Source organism: Neobacillus niacini (assembly GCF_036961885.1).
Taxonomy (GTDB): Bacteria; Bacillota; Bacilli; order Bacillales; family Cytobacillaceae; genus Neobacillus; species Neobacillus niacini_H.
Genome location: NZ_JBALNQ010000067.1, coordinates 18,812 through 36,545, shown reverse-complemented (window position 1 = coordinate 36,545; position 17,734 = coordinate 18,812). Strand labels below are relative to the sequence as shown.

Here is a 17,734-nt window from a genome sequence, read left to right as displayed (position 1 = left end):
CAAAATCCGTTCCATTAAACACTTTCCTTGAATGAGTTTGGTTTGGAAGTGTAAAATGAAAACGAGGTGAAATCATGAAAGTTACTATTACCAAAGACGCAAATCAACATCTAATAAATACACTTGGTGAAGAGCCAACCATTCGGATTAATGAAATCAGAACTACTGGTTGAGGTGCCACGTATGAGTACGAACTTGCTCAGGTTGAGCAAATACAAAATGATGATGAGGTAGTAAAGGTTGAAGGAATTACAACGTTAATAGACCCGATGGTAATTAGCCATCTAGACGGAGATATTACCATCGATCATAAAAAAAATTATGGATTTATTTTAAAAAATGACTATGAAATCTTAACGTTTGGGATGAAATTAAAGAAAGCATCTCAATAATTGTAAAAAGCCACTGTATTCAGTAACCTGATACAGTGGCTTTTTTTGGAAAAACAGTAGTGTTTTATGTTGTATGGAAAGTGCCTTTCCGGCAAAAAAGAGGGACACTATGGATTCCTCTTTCCTATCTTTTCAGACTAGTTCTAAAAAAGAACAGATCGTTAAGATCCCTTTATCAAAGTTTTCTAAGTTAAAATGTTCATTCGGAGCATGGAGATTTTCATCTGGCAAGCCGAATCCCATTAAGACAACAGGAGTATTTAGGGTATGGTTGAAATCCGATACAATCGGAATCGAGCCCCCTTCTCTTTTATAAACAGGTGCTTTTCCATAAACTCGTTCATAGGCTTCTGCCGCTTTTTGAATCATCGGATCATCAATTGGTGTTAAGAATGGATTACCTGTATCTTGAAGGGTCACTTTCACCGAGCATCCTTTTGGAGCTTGTTCTTCTAAATGCTTTTTGATTAAGCCCTGGATTTTTTCAGGATTTTGATTATTGACTAGACGGCAGGTGATTTTGGCATGTGCCTCGTTCGGAATGACGGTTTTTGTACCTTCCCCCTGAAATCCACCCCAGATGCCGTTTAATTCTAATGTTGGCCGCGAACTGATTTTCTCAGGATAAGGGTAATTATTTTCCCCTCCCGTTAATTCCGTTAACCCTAACTGTTTTTTCAGCTTTTCTTCATCAAAGCCCAGTGCTTTAATTTGTTCCTTCTCAAATTCTGTCAATTCTAGAACATCATCATAGAACTGATCAACATTTACCTTTCCGTTTGCATCATGAAGAGTAGAAAGCAGCTGGACTAACAAATGGTTCGCGTTCTGAACTCCGCCGCCAAACATGCCTGAATGCAAATCCGTATTCGCCGTTTTAAGCGAAACCTCAAGCGCACATAGACCTCTTAACGAATATGTAATCGCTGGAACTCCTCTATCCCACATATCAGAATCGGAGATTACCACGACATCACAGGCTAGTTTTTCTTTATTTTGTGATAAAAACTGTGGAAGATGAGGACTTCCGATTTCTTCTTCTCCTTCGATGCAAAATTTTAGGTTAACCGGTAATTTACCTTCTAATTTCAGTAATGCTTCCACCGCTTTAATATGTAAAAATGTTTGCCCTTTGTCGTCGGTTGCCCCTCTGGCAAAGATCTTTTCATCACGAATCGTTGGTTCAAACGGAGGCGTTTCCCATAAATGAAGTGGATCAACAGGCTGTACATCATAATGACCGTATACTAATACAGTCGGCGCATTTTCCTGATGAAGCCAGTCTGCATAAATGATTGGGTGACCTTTTGTTTGTACGATTTCAACGTGTTCCATTCCAATGCCTTCTAACATATGGGCAATCCAGGAAGCTGCTTTTTGGATGTCCTCTTTATGCTCAGATAAGGAACTTATGCTAGGAATACGAAGTAATTCTTTTAATTCTTCAACATTTTGCTGATGATGCTTGGATACATAATCGGATAATTGACTCATGTTCTCACCCATTCTTTTTTATTGTCAATTCTATTTTACACAAAAATCGAGAAGAAAATAGAAAACAAGCTCTAAAAAAGGGAAAGAGTTTATTCAAAGATAGGAAGAGTGCCTGGCACAACAAGATCGTATCAAGGAAATTAGACTGTTTCCTTGACTAAAATTTTTTAGCAGAATGGTTAAGTCTTCAAGTAAAGCGTTTTTTCAAAAAAAAGCAGCCAGTTCACCCAGGCATGGGTCTGACCGCGTTTACTTCTTTTTGTAAGTAAATCACCATTTAGCCATTTAAAATTGTTCCGCCATTTACATGTAAAATTTGCCCTGTTACAAAGGATGAATCGATATTTGACGCAAGATAAACATAAGCAGGTGCGAGTTCTTCCGGCTGACCTGGCCGCTTCATCGGTGTGTTTTGGCCAAATTTGCTTACTTCCTCTTCTGTAAAGGTCGAAGGAATGAGCGGTGTCCATATTGGTCCTGGAGCTACTCCATTTACCCTGATTCCTTTTTCTGCCAACTGCAATGCAAGAGAACGGGTAAAAACTGTGATGGCACCTTTTGTGGAAGAATAGTCGACAAGCGTCGGATGGCCTTTATAGGCTGTAACCGATGTTGTATTAATAATGGCACTTCCTTCCTTAAGATGCGGTAAGGCTGCTTTTGTAAGGTGAAACATGGAGAAAATATTTGTTCGAAATGTCTTTTCCAGCTGTTCAGACGAAATGTCCAGTATGCTCTCTTGTGGATGCTGCTCCGCTGCATTATTCACCACTATATCCATTCCGCCAAATTCATCGACTGCTTGTTGGACAGCTTCCTGACAAAAGGATTCATCACCAATATCCCCAGAAAGTAATAGGCATCTTCCCCCTTGCTCCTCAACAAGTTGTTTCGTTTCTTCCGCATCATTGCTTTCGCTTAGGTAAACGATCGCAACATTTGCTCCTTCTTTAGCAAAAGCAATGGATACAGCTCGCCCTATTCCACTATCTCCGCCAGTAATAATAACGTTCTTTCCTTTTAGCTTTGCACTTCCTTTATATTCGGGATTCATCGTTTCCGGTGGTGGCATCATTTCCTTTTGGATTCCAGGCTGTTGCATTTGTTCCTGTGCGGGTACTTCACTTGGGTATTTTTCATTATTCATTCTAATCATTCCTCCTATAAATCTATGATTATCCAATGTAATATCCCTTTGCCAAACAAATAAAACTTCTACCGATATTTGATATCACTTCTACAAGTTCCAGTAAGATTAAAATCTTTTGTGCTGAATATTTTCCATATCTTCATTTAGAATTTCCATTTCTCTAATATGTGCACGGGTTTTTTCATCACCTAAGTAAAAAAGCATCGTATAAATCAATCGTATTCGCCGGTCATATTCCCTATTTTGAGGCTGATGATGATATTCAAGATATGGAATTTGTGATCGAAAATAGCTTTCCCAATCTGTTTCATCATTTCGATCAAAAAGGCGTTCAAGGACATTCACTTGAGATTCTGTCGCTTCAATTTTAAAATTCCACTCTCCATCGAAAGGTCCTCTAAAAATTTCATTAGATTGAATATTAATATAGTAACTTTGTTTTTGTTCATCCATTCGATCATCTCCTATCTTGTTGGATGTTTACCACAACTTTCAATGTATTAAACATTTTCATCCTTCCTCTACAGAAAATTTGTTCTAATCCACGATAATAAAGCCTTTTTGGGTTGGTCAAATAAAAATGAGATTTTCGTGTTATAGGCGATCAGTAACTTTGTACACTTTTGTCCGGTAGAGTTTGGTAGATTATTTGCGGAGGCCGGTAAATTAACTTAAATGGACGATTGGTACCCCTTCAATAGTAATTGAAGGGGTTTGCTTGTCGTAACAGCACCATTATTTATAATAAAATTAATATTTATAAGATTGACCGCCGTCAATATTAATGACAGCTGCATTCACAAATGTAGCTTCACCCGATAATAAGAAAGCAACCACGCTTGCGACTTCATCAGGTCTGCCAAAACGTTTCGTAGGATTTACACTGACAAATTCTTTTCCTGCTTCTTCCCAATTTACTGGATCCATTTGTTTTAATGATGCTTCTACCATTGGTGTCATTATGGCACCTGGAGCAATGGCATTGACGGTAATACCATATTGGCCATATTCTACCGCTGAATTACGAGTTAAACCAACGACACCATGTTTACTGGCAGCATATCCTGATTGATTACCAACACCACGGGTACCGCCAACAGAGGCAGTGTTGACAACCGAACCATAACCTTGTTCTCTCATTACTTTTAACACATATTTTAAGCCATAGAATACACCTTTTAAGTTAACATTCAAAACTTTATCGAATTCATCCATACCGAAGTCTTCTGTTATACTTTGTTTCCCTTCGATCCCGGCATTATTGAAGAAACCATCAATTTTACCAAAACTCTCCACTGTTTTGTTTACATAATTTTGAACCGCTTGATCATCTGCCACGTTTGCTGTAATCAAAATTACCTCTGTGTTTGGTGCAACATCTGAAATTTTTGCTTTTGTTTCTTCTAATCCTGTTTCATTTAGGTCTACCAAGGATAATTTTGCGCCCTCTTTAGCAAGACGAACAGCTGTTTCTTGTCCTAATCCAGAACCTCCACCTGTAATAATCACTACTTTTCCTTCAAAACGTTTCATACTAAACTCCCCTTTGATAATTCATTATTTGTTCCACTCATGCTGTAACAGTAATAATCACTGCTATTTTTACATTAGGCATATATTTTGTTTATACCCAAATAGTTGGAGAAGGAACCCAATTTATATTCTACCCAATTAGTTTATTCTTTCTATTTTTCATTCAGCTTGTATTTTAGTTTCTAAAATTAGGATGTGTGATGTTTCTAATGGTACTGGAGGATAATGCTTGCTACCAAACATATAGCGAGTAAAACAACTTCAGCTGGGTACTATATCTTTAGGATAATGTGCGTTCACATTTAGCATATTCCCTATTTAGTAACGAAGGAAGTGTATAGATGAATCACGGTAACGAACGCAATAACGTGGGTGGAAATGTTGTAGAAACTGGCAACAACCAAGCTGGTAGTATTGAGAATGAAGATACCCGTGACTTTGCTGAAGCAACAGGAACAATTACTGATGCCGTTGCGGGTGCAATGATAGGTGCTCCATTTGGACTAATTGGAACTGTTATCGGCGGTGTTTCAGGCGGTATCATTGGAAACCAGATGGTAGAGACAGCTGAGGAAGAAGACAAGACAGATTCCACTCGTTAATAAATTCTAAAAGAAAAAGGCTCTGTTAATCCTCCATTGTTTATGTTCGTGTAGGTCTGAGAATTCATAGGCGGGGAATTTTTGGCTAACGGGAAATAGAGGAGCTTATGGAGCAGTTTTAAGCGGAGATATTGCGATGAACTGCTCTAAATAGGACTAAATCCAAAGATTTTGATACTAACAAGCCAATGAATAAAAAAAAGCTTCCTGAGGAAGCCCTAAACGTCTTTATTCACGGATAACAAATCAAGATAAATTGATTAAATAAAAATTACTTTCCACAGCATTTTTTATATTTTTTCCCGCTTCCACAAGGACATGGATCATTTCGGCCGACTTTATTTTCGTTTCGGCTCGGAGCAATTGACAGATCATGCCCCTCTTGTCTAAAGTCCAATTCTCTTTCAAGTACAACCTGTCTCCATAGAGCTAGTTCCTGATGATCTATCCCTAGAATTGAATAGTAGCTATAGACAGCCTGTTCAATATCAACAAGGCCAGATGAGGAATCTAGCTTCATATGTTCGTTAATTTCAGGGAGAGCTTCTTCCGAAAGCTGGTGACATAGTGCTTCAATTAGAATATCTTTATCCTCGAGTTGTTTGGCAGCACGGTATGCTTCTCTTAAAACCTGGACCGCAAAGTCAGATTTAATGTTTTCAACGATGGAAGCTGCATAAATAACGGAATTATCTTTCCTTAGATAGGGTGCTACTTCCTTTACCACCACGTCCGATTGAAAACTTGTTAACGTTACGGACAATTCTTCTAACAAACTGTCGTCATCGTGGTCCAATAAGCTAACCAATAAAGGAATATATCTTTCTGCTTTTAACAAGCCAATCATATAGACCGCCATGATTCCGTTAAATGAAATCCATTTTTTCTGTAATTCCTCTTTTAGTACTAGGTCTATTTCATCTTCCGTAACCCAGCCCTTTTTCACCAAACAGGCAGCCAATTTTTTTGCTTTTATGAGGTAATTATGATGCTCTATACCTGCACGTTCAAGATCATTTAATATTTGACCATATTCCGAGAAAACTTCCTCTTCCGTCCCATGTAACAATAGCTCATATAAGGACCATGTACTCTTAGAAATATATTCTTGGAGCTGTTCCTTATATGTAAGAGCAAGCTCCGGTTCGATATGGCGGACCAGTCCCACCGCTAAATGGCGTTTGGACGGGTCCATTAAAGGGATATTTTCAATTAATATCTTAACAGCCTCTTCATTAAAGGTTTGATTTTCTATATAGATGAAAATTGACGATTGTTTGTCTTTATTTTTAAAGGCTTCTTTCAGTAATTCATTGGTCCATTCTTCAGGGACAAGCGGATAATCATGCAATGCATACAGGACTACCTCCTGGATTAAAATATCATCACTAATCAAATGTGGTTTAATTTTTTCTAAAAAAGTCATTAGGTATCCTCTCGTTCTTCCATTTATCGGTACCACTATTGTACTTTAATGTTCAGACAAAGTAAAAAACATGTAGAATCCTACCGGCTAATGGAAAATTACATGTACCTCTCAAAGGAATACTACTTTGATTCCGGACAAGAACCCCAGCGGAAATATCAAAGCTGTCCGAATACCACCTTGATTCGGACAAGAACCCCAGCAGAAATGCCAAAGCTGTCCGAATACCACCTTGATTCGGACAAGTACCCCAGCAGAAATACCAAAGTTGTCCGAATACTACACTACTTCAAATACGAACTCTTAATTGATACAAATTAATACAGATTTTATTAATGTGTACCATCTACGAAGGTATAAATGCTTTTTTTAAAATAAACTCTAAACATTTTTTAAAATAAGGGAAGAATAAATTTATCATGGATTAAACAAGCAATTTTCACGGATAAATCATCACGATTTTTTATAAATAGTTCTGAAAGGCGGTCGTATGTACCATGGGTAACAGGAAAGCTAAGCTATGGACAAACCAATATGTCATTATTATATTATTGTCTTTAGTTATGTTTGCTTCTTTTTATATGATTACAGCAGGTTTCCCAATTTTCGTTTCAACCAAAAGTAATAATCCTGCGATTGCAGGTATCATGACCACGACCTTAATGACAGCATCATTAATTACGCGCTTCTTTGCAAGTGTCATTATCCAAAAAGTTAATATGAAATTGCTTCTCATTATTTCCCTCCTTTATTTTTTGGGTACGATCGGTCTTACTTTTGTAAATGACTCCATCGGATTTTTAATAGTCATTCGAGCACTACAAGGTATTGGATTCAGTATGCTTACGATTTTAGTCTTTACGATATCAAGTAATATTGTTCCTAAATCTCGGTTAGGTGAGGGCATTGTTTTTTTCGCAATGTCTACAAGCGTTGGGACGACAATGGGGCCTCTAATCGCAATTTCATATCTTGCACATTATTCATTCCGATCCATGATGATGATAACTCTCGGGCTTATGACTTTTTCATTAGTGTGCAGTTTTTTTACGAAAAATACGGTTAAAAAAGAAAAGGAAAGTCCAGAGTCGACAAATAACGAACCTTTCTATAAGTACATGTTTGATAAGCGTGTCCTTCTTCCATGTATTTTGGTAGCGTTAAATTATATAGCCATTGCAGGAACCGTCAATTTTATGGGGGCGTTTGGTAAAGAGATCAATGTTGGCGGAAGGATTTCGCAGTTTTTTATCGCACAAGGAATTTCAATGGTATTAGTTCGTACTTTCTCTGGTAAAATCTTCGATCGATTCGGTCACAGAATCCTTATTATTCCTGCTTCTATTACGGGGGCTGCAGGTTTAATTCTTTTAGGCTTTTCTACTCGTATGTGGATGGTTTTGGTTTCAGGGGTATTATTCGGATTCGCTTATGCCATCATCCATCCAATTATCCAAGCTTGGGCATTAACTCTTGTTCCACCCGAGAAAAAAGCAACAGCCAATTCTATGCTTCTTATTTTTATCGATTCTGGTTTGGCCATTGGATCTGTTGGACTTGGATTCTTAGCAAAAAGCGTTGGGTACGGCATGACTTTTAGTTATTCTGCAGCTGTAATGATTGTTATTTTGTTCTTGTATCTAATTGGGAGTAAGAAAACGGTAACATTAGAAGCTGATAAAGAAAAATCATCCAAAACGAAATTCAAACTTGCATACGAACGGGATAAACCGTAACAAACTGGGGCTGTACCATTGTCAACTTTGACTTTTAGGACAGCCCTTACTTGACTAGCAGAAGTTACTCCCGTTTCATTTTCACTTGCAAAATGTTGCCGTTTCCGGCGGTTTCGATTTGTATTACATCCTTGCAATCGTTTCTTTTAATAGTTTTATAAATTTCTCTCTTGCCAAAGCAGCCACTTCAATGACCTCATCATGACTTAATGGTTGATCAAGTATCCCGCATGCCATATTGGTTAAACAGGAAATACCAAGTACTTTCATACCTCCGTGAATCGCTACAATCGCCTCTGGAACTGTTGACATACCAACAGCATCCGCCCCTAATGTTCGAATCATACGAATCTCAGCTGGAGTTTCGTAGGCTGGTCCGCTCCACCAAGCATAAACACCCTGTTGTAAGGTGATGCTTTGTTCTTTAGCTACGTTAACGGCAATATTTCGTAAATCACGATTATATACTTGAGAAACATCAGGGAACCGGGTTCCTAACTCATTATTATTTGGCCCAATCAATGGATTGGTACCTACTAAATTAATATGATCAGTGATTAACATTAAATCACCTGGCTTGAAGCTTGTATTGATCGCACCGCATGCATTCGTGATAAATAGGTCGTTCACACCCAGCGCCTTCATGACACGTACTGGAAAAGTGACTTCATCTAAAGTAAAGCCTTCATAATAATGAAAACGTCCCTTCATTGCCACTACGGTTTTTCCCATTAGTTCCCCAATGACTAATTCGTTTGCATGTCCGATTGCTTCAGTTTTTGCAAAGTGAGGGATCTCGCTATAAGGAATTGTGACAGGGTTTGCAATTTCATCTGCAAGGGTTCCTAATCCTGATCCTAAAATCATACCAATCGTTGGTCGATAGCTCGTCTTACTTATGATAAAATCTCTAGCTTCTAAAATACTTTGCAGATTGTGCATGTATATTACCTCCATTATTTAATGAGCTACTTCATTAACTGTTTAATCGAACGTTTTGCGGATTTCCCACTAACAACTCCTAAAAAAATCTTAATAGATTTTATGTCTATTGTAAATAGCTAAAAATCATTCTGAAAAAAAGTTTTTAAAATTTAGGTAAAACTTTTGTATGTTTCTATTTATTTGGTTTTCTTTTTTACAAAAAGAAAAAAAGAACACTTCTCCTTTACCAATTATTTCGTTAAAATATAGAAAACCTATTATTTTTGGAGGAAGTATATGTTAAAGCAATTTGCAGGCTTAACGTCGCCAAAAACAAAAAGCCTAAAACTTTTATATAGCCTAATTCGTAAGTTAGGGCCAGTAAGGATTAGTACACTTACCGAACTAACTGGATACAAACATGTGACTTGTACACGGTTACTGGACGAGCTTGTTCAGGAAGGGCTTATTTACGATAGTGGAATTGGAGAGTCAAGTGGTGGGCGTAAACCATTGATGTATGCCATCAAGCCTGACCATTATTATTTAATTGGCGTAGAAATCACCAGCTTATTCACCACCGTACTGCTCCTTGATCTAAAATTAGATATCATAGACATTGAAAAATTAAGGATGGACTCACAATGCACGGGAAGGTACACATTAAATTATGTAACTCGATGTGTCGATAAACTACTCGGTAAACATAAAATTCCAAGGGAGAAATTGCTGGGAATTGGAATAGGCGTGCTTGATTCAATTGATCCAGAAATGGGAGTTATCTTTCATCCTCATTTGTTCTCTGCAGGGGGATGGGATAACCTAAATATTGTCGACTATTTACAACAAAAAAATAATACCTATGTATGCTTAGATAATGGAACAAATTTGGCAGCATTAGCTGAATACCGGAAAAACTATTGGAAGGAAACAGATAATTTAGTTTTTGTCTCAAGTGATATGGGCATTCGTTGTGGCACCATTTTACAAGGTAAATTGGTTACTAATAAAATGGAGATGGATGATGCCTTTGGACATATGGTGGTTGATCTACACGGACGACGTTGTTCATGCGGATCATATGGGTGTTTACAAGCATATAGCAGCCTGCCTGCCATTCGGGACGAAGTAGTCCGTAGGATGAAGCGTGGTAATGGATCTACCCTTCTAGATAGCGTTAAGGATATAGAAGAAATCGATTTTCATCATATTTTAAATGCCCTTGAAAAAGAAGACCCCCTTTGTCTTAAGGTAGTGAAGGATGCAGCTTATTATTTTGGCATCGGCCTTAGTAATCTCATTTTCCTTTTACGTCCGGATATTGTTATCTGCGGAGGAACCTTGGTGCCAAAACCTCTTTTTTACGAAGTGGTTTCTGAAACAGCAAAAAATCGACTCATGCACTATCCTAAAAGTCGTGTTCACATTATAAAATCAACTGCGGCCTACAACATCGTAGCCCAAGGAGCCGGCTGTATGGTACTGGATTATTTCACTGAAGAGAAACTGTCTTGAAAAGGTTGTTGATTGCCATTCATTCGGAATCGATTTAGCATAAACAAGGTTAATTTGTTCTTTTCTGATGCGAAAACGATTGAGGAATACTGGCATATGGTCCAAATCGCTGCTTTTCGATTTGACGTTGATCAAAATACAGACGACATTCTATGTATCGCGATTTTGTCCTTTAAGCAATTGATCCGTAAACTGAAATCGACGAAATCCTTAGTAAAACCAATTGCCTTCTTTTACGGAATTGTAACCAATAAAGAAGTGGTTAATCAATACAAACTACTTAATTACACACTTCTCCCCTTTCTCATCAAATGCGTGCTTTAAATCAAACGCAAAAGAAGTGGGTCCATGCTGCAAATAGAAGTTATATCTTTTAAAAGCCTCCTGCCAAGAGACATCCTTTACCTTCTCAGTCCACCAAACGACATAAGGAAGGTGTTTCTCTGGATAAGGCTTCATCCATTTGCTCCTGTCTCTCATCGCTTGCCTGTGCTGACCCGAAAAAGTAAAACGAGATAAGGATTCAAGACTTTTCCATACCGTTAGCGTAAGAACAGGATAACCTTCCCCTTTAGAGGCTTCCTCAGGGATCGGGACTCCATAAGGTGAAAACTCCTCTACTAGTTGTCCTGTTTTAGCTGCCTGGCGCATTACTTCGTATCCTACTTCAAAAAACTCACGAGAGGCAGGGTGGTCATAGGGGTAATTTAACCTCCCGACCGTATAAATTGAAACGAAAGCCATAAGTATCCCTCCAATTATTGTCTTTATTAGATATATTCAAGTAGGGAGGGATAGTATAACTTATATTTACCGCGTACATCTATTTGTGTTGAAAGGCTGTTATCCCTTTTTCAGTTAACATAATATAATTATGCAATTTATTCTCACTAAAGCATTTTACAAAGAATAGAATGAAACGATTACTGAACTCCAAACTGTTCCTTTACTAGTGCAGCCTCTTCACTTGGGCTCAAAATTCCATATGCTTTTCCCACTGATCCTTCTTTCTTTTTCCATATTGAGTTATGTTCGGCTACAATATTACCAAAATCATGATTTAACCAATCCGTGACGATCGCAAGCATATCGATATTTTGATTAAATGCAGGATTCTCTTGAAGGACTTCTTTCACTGCTAAAAGGTTCACCTCCGTCATCTGAACATATCCCCATTTTTCTTCTGAACGGACTTTTTGGTGCGTCATATTATGAAGGATTTCTAATACGTCTCCTTCTGACGGCGATTTTTCTAAACCTAAATCGATTTTGGCTTGAATGATGTCGCCTTTTAATTCTGCCAAACGGGCTTCTTCTTGGGCCTTTCTATTTTGGTCAAACTCTTCTTTCACCAAAGCCATCCTATCCAATAGCTTTCGTTTTTCTTCGCTTTCAGGCAAGGAATCGACTGCTTTTTCAGCCTCTTCTATATTCTCTGGTGAAGGATTCATTTCTGCACTTATAACCTTCGTTTCAGCAAGTCTAACCCCCTTTTGGGAAGCATCTTTTTCTACTGACTGTTTAGTCTTCATCCCAGCTTCATTTCTATTTTCTTGGTAAAACTTATACCCAAGCATTCCTCCACTAGCTAACACGATACCTGAAAGAACAATGATGACAAACTTATACTTATGTCTCCCCATGATGAACCTCCGTTATTTTAATAGACTCTTACTCTCTCGAACTTAGCTCCGTTAATAATCCAAATCATCCTTTATTTTGAAATAAATCTATACTTATTGCAACTTTCCAGCTGGATCGTATTGGTTATTTGACATTCATGATGATACCCATTAGAATAAAAAGGTTATATTGAACCCAAAAATCTTTGTTTGTGGACTTTTCTAGAGACATCTCTATTTTCGCCACACAGCCTACTACAGCTGTGTGGCTTTTTATGTTTTTTAAAATGAAAGGGGTAAAAAATTATGAAAACTTGGCATTACGCACTACTTGTTCTACTCGGAGGATGCTGTTACGGTGCATTATCCACTTTTGTAAAGTTAGCTTATTCTGCTGGTTTTACCAGTGCATCGGTGACAGGAAGTCAACTCTTAATAGGGACTTTAATAATTTGGATAATAGCTCTCTTTTCGAAAAAGAAAAAACTGACACTGCCGAAAATAGGCAAATTACTTTTATCGGGTATTCCACTTGGATTAACGAGTCTATTTTATTACCAATCACTGCAATCTCTTAACGCTTCGCTTGCGATCATCTTTTTATTTCAATTTGTCTGGATTGGCAGCTTATTTGAATGGTTCTTTTATAAAAAGAAACCGACAATGGGGAAGGTTGTTTCCATAGGCATTCTAGTGATTGGTTCAATATTTGCTTCAGGAATGATTGCTGAAGGAAGCGGGGAAATTACGTGGCAAGGAACACTTTGGGGAATGCTTTCTGCCATAACCTATACCACTTTTATCTTTCTTAGCGGTAGTGTGGAGAAAGATACACCGGTTGTGCAAAAAAGTGCTCTATTTACCACAGGGGGCATGATTACCGTTTTCCTTCTCAGTCCGCCAACGGAGTTACTCCACTTATCAGTATTAATAGAAATTGCACCATACGGTTTGTACCTTGGTTTATTAGGTGTAGTGTTACCACCAATCCTATTTACCATCGGCATGCCCCATATCGGACCAGGTCTTGGGACTATTTTAACATCCGCTGAACTTCCGATTGCGGTTATCTTATCATCGATAGTCTTAGCAGAACAGGTAAGTATGTCCCAATGGCTTGGGGTTGTTTTCATACTATGCGGAATTATCGCGGGAAATCTGAAGATATCTAAAAAAACGAAACTAAAGTCTTCCTTTTTGGAAAGGGAATCTTCCATATAACATGGAGATCGTTCTGATCGCACAATATTATAGAATGGTGGAAAACTAGTTAAAGATAAATAAAGAACTTTAATAGAAAAGTAAAACTTGAAAAAAACCAGCTCTCCATTTTCATTGGAGGGCGAAAAAGAGGGATATTTTCAATCACCAAAGTGATTAATTGAGCGGTTCGCCGCTCTCTTTTTAATTCGGAATAAGTCCATGAACGTTTTCTCCACCATATTTCAAAATTGCCAACAAAAAAGACAACGTATGACCGCTGCCTTAACACAATTTTTCCCGCAATCTAAAGAAAGATTCATGTTTTGCTTATAATACTAATCTCTTCTTCGGCGAACGTAATCCCGTTCACTTCCTTTACGAGACGTTAAACCCACCATCAACCACTACTATTTCACCTGTAATATATGCACTTGCATCTGATGCTAAAAATACCACTACTCCTTTGAGATCATCGTCCGAACCAAATCTTTTTAACGGTGTTCGTGCCAAGATGGTTTCTTCTTTTACTTCAAGGAGTTTTTTTGACATTTTAGTTGGAAAGAAGCCGGGTGCTATCGCATTAACATTGATATTATACTTTCCCCATTTTGCTGCTAAATCTTTAGTAAATGTAATGACTGCACCTTTACTTGAGTTATATCCTACAGCATCCATAATATTTTCGCTTACACCGCCTAGCCCTGCAAGTGATGCAATGTTAATGATTTTTCCTGATTGTCTATTGATCATCACTTTGCCCACAGCTTGTGACATCATAAATGTTCCAGTCACATTTACTTCCATGACCTTCCGCCACTTATCTATTGGATAATCTTCAAGAGGTGAACCCCATGTAACCCCACTATTGTTAACTAAAATGTCAATCGTACCGAATTTAGTAAGTGTCTCATTCACTACATTATTAATATCTTCTAACACTGTTATATCGCATTTTATTGCCAAAGAACCTACACCTATTTCATTTAGTTCTTCACATGTTATTAAACAATCTTCTATTTTCCTTGAACATACAACAACATTTGCACCGAATTCTGCTAATCCAAGTGCTATTTGCTTGCCGATTCCTCGGCCGCCACCCGTTATAATTGCAGTTTTACCACTTAAATCAAACAATTGTTTTGTATGCATTTTTATTACCTCATTTAGTTGTTTTTTCCATCATCATTTCCGGTTAATTAATTTAATCTCTTTTTAACTCATAATTTCCTTTCAGTTTTACTTGCTTTTGAGAATCAGTGACTTCTATGATTCCTTGAAAGTAACCCACCTTTATTTCTGTGTTACTTTTTTCAGTGATTGTCAACATATCACCTGCGTAAGTTGGAGACAGAAATCGCACCTCAAATTTCAATAAATGATGCTTAGAGTACCATTCCTCAAGTGCTTTTGTTGCAAGTCCCATGATATACATGCCATGTGCTATTGGTTGTGAATGACCATTTTTTTGAGCAACTTCTGGAACTGTGTGCACGGGGTTGAAGTCACCTGAAACCCCTGAGTATTTTACAAAGTCAATAGCTTGAACTTGGTTGATGTTTAATTGCTTATTTGTCAATGTTTTTCCTCCCTTTAAGGGTCTGCATCACTTTAAGGAATTTGAATGAGTGTGGAATTGCTAATAACGCTTATCTGCTTGAATTGATTGCGGTAAATCGTTTTTAAATGATAAAATTTCATATTTCTTTTTTCATCCATTCTTTCTAACGTTACTGTACCTGTAATTGTGTCACCTGCACAGATAGGCTCAAGATATTCATATGACTGTTCACCGTGCAATACCTTTTCTGGGTTAAGATGCAAACGACTAAAAAGTTGATAAAAATCATTGTCATTGCAGAAATCGATGACAGTTGGAAACGTTGGAGGTGCTACAACATCGCGGTATCCCATTCTCTGTGCTTCTTCTTTATCATAATAAATTGGATTTTTTAGACCTAATACCTTTGCAAACGATTTAATTTTACCCCTCTCGATTTCAAATGATTGGTAGTAATGAGTGAACTCCTCTTTCATCTCATCCCTCTTTTTTACAAGATTTTGTTCGTTCTTGATAGATTGGCCATTTCAAACAGATTACCAATCGGAATGTTCAAATTCTTAAATCTTTCGTCGTTTAATCCTCCTTTTTTCCACCGATCATAGAGCTGCTGCAGAATCACCGCAAGCTTGTAAAAACCAAATGCTACATAGTAGTGGATGTGTGAGATATCCCTACCACTCAAATTTGCATACATTTCAGCCATTTCTCTTCTCGAAAAAAAGCCAGGTTGGTTCGTTACCACCGAAATACCGATGTCAGGATCGCTTATTTCCCCCCAGTAGGTTAAAACAGACCCGATATCGCTCATCGGGTCCCCAATGGTTGCCAATTCCCAGTCAAGGACCCCATTTACTATAGTTGGGTCAAACGAGTCTAGAACGATGTTATTTAGTTTAAAATCATTATGAACAATTGTTGTATCAAGGGTTGTCGGCATTTCTCTTAATAACCAGGCTTCTAATTCCTCTACTCCGCTCATTTCATCCGTTTTTGCCATACTGTACCGTTTAATCCAGTTACGAACCTGCCTATCTAAAAAACCATCCGGCTTTCCAATATCTATTAATCCCGCATTTTTATAATCGACCTGTTGAAGTTCTATCAAACTTGTAATCATACTTTTTGATAGGGCTGGGCCAACTACCTCAGATGGCCCATACCAGTCAGGAAGAACCTCGTTAATCACAACCCCTTGCTTTTTTTCCATTAGGTAAAAATGTCTACCCATGATCGCGGGATCGTCACTGTAAAGATACGGTTTAGGCGCAAGGGGATAAACATCATGTAATTTAGATAAAATCGTATATTCACGTTTAATATCATGAGCTTTTGCTGGAATTTCACCAAAGGGAGGTCTCCTTAACACAGTTTCCCAATCACCAAAGGATAGTAAGTATGTGTGATTGGAATAGCCTTCGGAAAATTTTTTAATTTTCATTTCTTTATCAGGAATAGTAGGAATCTGTTCTCGTACAAACTTTTCGAATCGATTCCAATTAATATGTTCGTGATCAATATATCGGTTGATTGCATTCATTTTCTGATACCACCTCCGATCTAATTTAATGGGTTTTACCTATGGGTTATGGTCCGAACAACTAATTTCCCCCAGGTGTTCCGGCTACCTAATTGATTTAATGCATTTGGGACTTCTTCGAATGAATAGTTTTGATAAATTAGCGGCTTAATTTTTTCTGTTTTGAATAATTCCATTAACATGACATGATTTGCTTTAACCTTTTCGGGAAATAGTTTGCGGAAATAGCCAAAATGTACACCGACAAGTGAGTAATTCTTAATTAAGGCGTGGTTCATCGGTGCATCAGGAATCGTTCCACCTGCAAACCCTATTAACAAGAGCCTGCCATCAAATGCTATACATTTACGGGACTTATGGAAAACGTCTCCTCCAACTGGATCAAAGATTACATCCGCCCCATGCCCAGCTGTTTCTTTCTTTACTACTTGAACAAAGTCTTCTTCCCTGTAATTGATGACTATATCGGCACCAAGCTCCTTGCAGATTTTGATTTTTTCTGCAGATCCAGCAGTGGCAATCACCTTTGCCCCAAGTGCTTTCCCAATTTGTATTGCTGCTGACCCCACCCCTCCAGACCCAGCATGAACGAGGATGGTCTCGAAAGGTTTTAGCATTGCCTTTGTATTTAACGCATAATAAGCGGTATGGTAGGTGATGAACATGGCTGCTGCTTCTTCGTACGCCATCTCATCAGGTATAGGAAATACGTCCTTTTCTTTTACTACCACCGTTTCGGAAAAGCCTCCGTTGGGAAGAAGAGGGAGCGCAAGGACTCGCTGGCCGATGGAAAAGGAACCACTTTCACCGGCTGCTTCAATAACTCCTGCTACTTCTGCACCCGGCGTAAACGGCAAGGCTGGTTTCTCCTGATATTTTCCTTGGCATTGTAAAATATCAAAGAAATTAAGGGCAAATGCTTTCACGTTAATCACTATTTCCCCTTTTGCAGGAACTTGCCTCCCGATTTCTTTCATTTCAAGTGCCTCATTCGGTTCTCCAATCCTTGTCACAAACCATGATTTCATTTGATGCATCC

18 protein-coding genes are annotated in these 17,734 nt (G+C 38.0%); 5 read left to right on the top strand and 13 right to left on the bottom strand.

The features are described 5' to 3' along the window. The first annotated feature begins 269 nt into the window (after positions 1-269). Positions 270-392, top strand: a complete 123-nt coding sequence (locus V7124_RS23205) for a hypothetical protein (protein WP_335493882.1) — start codon at positions 270-272, stop codon at positions 390-392. Between the two features lie 132 nt (positions 393-524). Here the strand turns inward: V7124_RS23205 and V7124_RS23200 are convergent, their stop codons facing one another. From V7124_RS23200 to V7124_RS23185, 4 genes are all read right to left on the bottom strand, one after another. Beyond that, on the bottom strand, positions 525-1,886 hold the full coding sequence (locus tag V7124_RS23200; protein WP_335493880.1) for a dipeptidase: 1,362 nt from the start codon (positions 1,884-1,886) through the stop codon (positions 525-527). 277 nt (positions 1,887-2,163) lie between these two features. Then, positions 2,164-3,033, bottom strand: a complete 870-nt coding sequence (locus tag V7124_RS23195; protein ID WP_335493877.1) for an SDR family oxidoreductase — start codon at positions 3,031-3,033, stop codon at positions 2,164-2,166. A gap of 108 nt (positions 3,034-3,141) precedes the next feature. After that, positions 3,142-3,489 (bottom strand): hydrolase, encoded by a 348-nt coding sequence (locus tag V7124_RS23190; protein WP_335416822.1) that lies wholly within the window; start codon positions 3,487-3,489, stop codon positions 3,142-3,144. Between the two features lie 297 nt (positions 3,490-3,786). After that, positions 3,787-4,569, bottom strand: coding sequence for a glucose 1-dehydrogenase (locus tag V7124_RS23185; protein WP_335493875.1), 783 nt, complete (start codon positions 4,567-4,569; stop codon positions 3,787-3,789). A 341-nt stretch (positions 4,570-4,910) separates the two neighbouring features. On the opposite strand from V7124_RS23185, the gene V7124_RS23180 reads away from it, so the two are divergent. Next, positions 4,911-5,171, top strand: a complete 261-nt coding sequence (locus V7124_RS23180; protein ID WP_335493873.1) for a hypothetical protein — start codon at positions 4,911-4,913, stop codon at positions 5,169-5,171. 271 nt (positions 5,172-5,442) lie between these two features. On the opposite strand, the gene V7124_RS23175 is transcribed toward V7124_RS23180, so the two are convergent. Continuing rightward, the gene (locus V7124_RS23175) at positions 5,443-6,597 is read right to left on the bottom strand and encodes a YecA family protein (RefSeq protein WP_335493871.1); all 1,155 of its coding nucleotides are present in this window, start codon (positions 6,595-6,597) and stop codon (positions 5,443-5,445) included. A 497-nt stretch (positions 6,598-7,094) separates the two neighbouring features. Here V7124_RS23175 and V7124_RS23170 point away from each other — a divergent pair, with 497 nt between their 5' ends. Continuing rightward, positions 7,095-8,333, top strand: coding sequence for an MFS transporter (locus V7124_RS23170; protein ID WP_335493869.1), 1,239 nt, complete (start codon positions 7,095-7,097; stop codon positions 8,331-8,333). A gap of 123 nt (positions 8,334-8,456) precedes the next feature. Here V7124_RS23170 and V7124_RS23165 read toward each other — a convergent pair whose 3' ends face one another. Next, a complete protein-coding gene (locus V7124_RS23165) occupies positions 8,457-9,275 on the bottom strand; it encodes a purine-nucleoside phosphorylase (RefSeq protein ID WP_335416813.1) in 819 nt (272 codons plus the stop codon). 279 nt (positions 9,276-9,554) lie between these two features. Here V7124_RS23165 and V7124_RS23160 point away from each other — a divergent pair, with 279 nt between their 5' ends. After that, positions 9,555-10,772: an ROK family protein gene (locus V7124_RS23160; RefSeq protein ID WP_335493866.1), complete on the top strand. Its 1,218-nt coding sequence runs from the start codon at positions 9,555-9,557 to the stop codon at positions 10,770-10,772. A gap of 276 nt (positions 10,773-11,048) precedes the next feature. Here V7124_RS23160 and V7124_RS23155 read toward each other — a convergent pair whose 3' ends face one another. Both V7124_RS23155 and V7124_RS23150 read right to left on the bottom strand, forming a co-directional pair. Further along, the gene (locus tag V7124_RS23155; RefSeq protein WP_335416809.1) at positions 11,049-11,516 is read right to left on the bottom strand and encodes a DUF3291 domain-containing protein; all 468 of its coding nucleotides are present in this window, start codon (positions 11,514-11,516) and stop codon (positions 11,049-11,051) included. Positions 11,517-11,695: 179 nt separating this feature from the next. After that, positions 11,696-12,415, bottom strand: coding sequence for a DUF6241 domain-containing protein (locus tag V7124_RS23150; protein WP_335493864.1), 720 nt, complete (start codon positions 12,413-12,415; stop codon positions 11,696-11,698). 285 nt (positions 12,416-12,700) lie between these two features. Between V7124_RS23150 and V7124_RS23145 the strand changes: the two genes are divergently transcribed. Next, the gene (locus tag V7124_RS23145) at positions 12,701-13,615 is read left to right on the top strand and encodes an EamA family transporter (RefSeq protein ID WP_335493862.1); all 915 of its coding nucleotides are present in this window, start codon (positions 12,701-12,703) and stop codon (positions 13,613-13,615) included. Positions 13,616-13,972: 357 nt separating this feature from the next. Here V7124_RS23145 and V7124_RS23140 read toward each other — a convergent pair whose 3' ends face one another. From V7124_RS23140 to V7124_RS23120, 5 genes are read right to left on the bottom strand one after another with little or no spacing between them, the layout of a single operon-like run. Continuing rightward, complete coding sequence (locus tag V7124_RS23140) at positions 13,973-14,746, bottom strand: SDR family oxidoreductase (RefSeq protein WP_335493860.1); 774 nt, start codon at positions 14,744-14,746, stop codon at positions 13,973-13,975. A gap of 52 nt (positions 14,747-14,798) precedes the next feature. Further along, positions 14,799-15,173, bottom strand: coding sequence for a MaoC family dehydratase (locus V7124_RS23135; RefSeq protein WP_335493858.1), 375 nt, complete (start codon positions 15,171-15,173; stop codon positions 14,799-14,801). A gap of 32 nt (positions 15,174-15,205) precedes the next feature. Beyond that, positions 15,206-15,631, bottom strand: coding sequence for an FAS1-like dehydratase domain-containing protein (locus V7124_RS23130; RefSeq protein WP_335493856.1), 426 nt, complete (start codon positions 15,629-15,631; stop codon positions 15,206-15,208). A gap of 14 nt (positions 15,632-15,645) precedes the next feature. After that, on the bottom strand, positions 15,646-16,695 hold the full coding sequence (locus tag V7124_RS23125; RefSeq protein ID WP_335493854.1) for a phosphotransferase family protein: 1,050 nt from the start codon (positions 16,693-16,695) through the stop codon (positions 15,646-15,648). Between the two features lie 35 nt (positions 16,696-16,730). Then, positions 16,731-17,723 (bottom strand): NADPH:quinone oxidoreductase family protein, encoded by a 993-nt coding sequence (locus V7124_RS23120; protein WP_335493851.1) that lies wholly within the window; start codon positions 17,721-17,723, stop codon positions 16,731-16,733. Positions 17,724-17,734 lie beyond the last annotated feature (11 nt).

What these genes read in the sequence shown, in the direction of transcription:
- V7124_RS23160 (WP_335493866.1), top strand. Translation starts at nt 9,555, where the DNA reads ATGTTAAAGCAATTTGCAGGCTTAACGTCGCCAAAAACAAAAAGCCTA.
- V7124_RS23180 (WP_335493873.1), top strand. Translation starts at nt 4,911, where the DNA reads ATGAATCACGGTAACGAACGCAATAACGTGGGTGGAAATGTTGTAGAA.
- V7124_RS23205 (WP_335493882.1), top strand. Translation starts at nt 270, where the DNA reads ATGGTAATTAGCCATCTAGACGGAGATATTACCATCGATCATAAAAAA.
- V7124_RS23140 (WP_335493860.1), bottom strand. Translation starts at nt 14,746, where the DNA reads ATGCATACAAAACAATTGTTTGATTTAAGTGGTAAAACTGCAATTATA.
- V7124_RS23130 (WP_335493856.1), bottom strand. Translation starts at nt 15,631, where the DNA reads ATGAAAGAGGAGTTCACTCATTACTACCAATCATTTGAAATCGAGAGG.
- V7124_RS23195 (WP_335493877.1), bottom strand. Translation starts at nt 3,033, where the DNA reads ATGAATAATGAAAAATACCCAAGTGAAGTACCCGCACAGGAACAAATG.
- V7124_RS23120 (WP_335493851.1), bottom strand. Translation starts at nt 17,723, where the DNA reads ATGAAATCATGGTTTGTGACAAGGATTGGAGAACCGAATGAGGCACTT.
- V7124_RS23145 (WP_335493862.1), top strand. Translation starts at nt 12,701, where the DNA reads ATGAAAACTTGGCATTACGCACTACTTGTTCTACTCGGAGGATGCTGT.
- V7124_RS23155 (WP_335416809.1), bottom strand. Translation starts at nt 11,516, where the DNA reads ATGGCTTTCGTTTCAATTTATACGGTCGGGAGGTTAAATTACCCCTAT.
- V7124_RS23175 (WP_335493871.1), bottom strand. Translation starts at nt 6,597, where the DNA reads ATGACTTTTTTAGAAAAAATTAAACCACATTTGATTAGTGATGATATT.
- V7124_RS23185 (WP_335493875.1), bottom strand. Translation starts at nt 4,569, where the DNA reads ATGAAACGTTTTGAAGGAAAAGTAGTGATTATTACAGGTGGAGGTTCT.
- V7124_RS23190 (WP_335416822.1), bottom strand. Translation starts at nt 3,489, where the DNA reads ATGGATGAACAAAAACAAAGTTACTATATTAATATTCAATCTAATGAA.
- V7124_RS23125 (WP_335493854.1), bottom strand. Translation starts at nt 16,695, where the DNA reads ATGAATGCAATCAACCGATATATTGATCACGAACATATTAATTGGAAT.
- V7124_RS23170 (WP_335493869.1), top strand. Translation starts at nt 7,095, where the DNA reads ATGGGTAACAGGAAAGCTAAGCTATGGACAAACCAATATGTCATTATT.
- V7124_RS23165 (WP_335416813.1), bottom strand. Translation starts at nt 9,275, where the DNA reads ATGCACAATCTGCAAAGTATTTTAGAAGCTAGAGATTTTATCATAAGT.
- V7124_RS23150 (WP_335493864.1), bottom strand. Translation starts at nt 12,415, where the DNA reads ATGGGGAGACATAAGTATAAGTTTGTCATCATTGTTCTTTCAGGTATC.
- V7124_RS23200 (WP_335493880.1), bottom strand. Translation starts at nt 1,886, where the DNA reads ATGAGTCAATTATCCGATTATGTATCCAAGCATCATCAGCAAAATGTT.